The organism is Flavobacterium sp. XS2P24 (assembly GCF_030010285.1).
GTDB lineage: Bacteria > Bacteroidota > Bacteroidia > Flavobacteriales > Flavobacteriaceae > Flavobacterium > Flavobacterium algoritolerans.
The window spans coordinates 1-1,429 of record NZ_JASCRU010000075.1 but is presented as its reverse complement, the minus strand read 5'-3'; the positions used below and the strand labels follow the sequence as shown (position 1 = coordinate 1,429).

General features: G+C 34.2%; 2 protein-coding genes. Both read left to right on the top strand.

Going from position 1 to position 1,429, the window contains the following annotated elements; all coding sequences use genetic code 11:
- The first annotated feature begins 43 nt into the window (after window positions 1-43).
- A complete protein-coding gene (locus tag QLS31_RS16245; RefSeq protein WP_282744709.1) occupies window positions 44-562 on the top strand; it encodes a transposase in 519 nt (172 codons plus the stop codon).
- Window positions 562-1,395 (top strand): IS3 family transposase, encoded by an 834-nt coding sequence (locus tag QLS31_RS16240; protein ID WP_282744708.1) that lies wholly within the window; start codon window positions 562-564, stop codon window positions 1,393-1,395. Before QLS31_RS16245 ends, QLS31_RS16240 begins: the two co-directional genes overlap by 1 nt.
- Window positions 1,396-1,429 lie beyond the last annotated feature (34 nt).

Genomic DNA, 1,429 nt, shown 5'->3' with positions numbered 1-1,429 from the left:
TGAACATGCCCCAAAAAGTTAGACACTATTTGGGGCATTTTTTATGGAAAGAAAAGTTAAGTATGATTACGCATTTAAGCTAGAATGCGCAGAATTAGTCTTGAAGAAACATTATTCAGAAGTATATGTTTCAAAATTGAAGCAGACTGCAAGATCTAATATTCGCAAGTGGGTTAGTTTCTACAAGTGCTATGGAGAGATTGGATTATTATCCAGAAAAAACCAGAGTTATTCAATTGATTTTAAGCTTAAAGTAATTAAAGCTATAAAGAAGGACTCCCTTTCTTTAAAAGCTACTGGTTTGAGATTTAATATTCCCGATCAGGCCATTATTGTAAAATGGAAAAAAGATTTTGCTAACTTTGGCATTGAAGGCTTAAAAGCAAAACAAAGAGGCAGACCAATTTCCATGAGTAATTATAAACGTAAAAAACACAAATCAGGTAAACCCTTGACAAGGGAGGAAGAACTACTAGAAGAGAACGAAAGGCTTCGCTGTGAGAATGAATTGCTAAAAAAGCTTCAAGCCTTAATTCAAGCCAGGAGAAATCCCAAGCCATAATGGAATTAAGGCATAGATTTGATTTAGAATTACTTCTGGATCTGACAAATATGGCCCGCAGCAGCTTTTATTATCATCAAAAACAAAGTGAATTGCCTGATAAATACAAAGAAATTAAAGAGTCAATCAAAGCCATTTATCAGCGGCACAAAGGGCGTTATGGCTATAGGCGGATAACCGATGAACTGCAAAACGCAGGAATAGCCATCAACCACAAAACAGTTTTCAGGCTGATGAATCTATTAGGATTAAAAAGTATTGTCAGGGTGAAAAGGTATAAATCTTATAAGGGCGAGAATGGCAAGATAGCCCCAAATATACTGGAAAGAAATTTTAAGGCTGAAGCTCCAAATCAAAAATGGGCAACTGACATAACCGAATTTAACGTATCAGGGAATAAACTGTACCTGTCGCCTATAATTGACCTGTTCAACCAAGAAATAATCAGCTATGAACTGACAGAGAGGCCAGTGTTCAATCAAGTGGTAGTGATGCTGAAAAAGGCATTTAAGAAAATACCAAATAACACGAATTTACTGCTTCATTCCGACCAGGGCTGGCAATATCAAATGAAACAATACCAACATTTGCTAAAGGAAAAAGGCATTGTGCAAAGTATGAGCAGAAAAGGAAACTGCCTGGATAATGCCATTATTGAAAATTTCTTCGGGATATTAAAATCTGAAATGTTTTACACACAAAAATTTAAATCAATAGGACAATTAAAAAAAGAAGTTGAAAAGTATATTATCTATTATAACAACGAAAGAATTAAATCAAATTTAAACAAAATGAGCCCGATAAAATATCGAGCTCATTATTATCAAAATTAATTATAAATTTGTCTAACTTTTTGGGTGCAGTCTA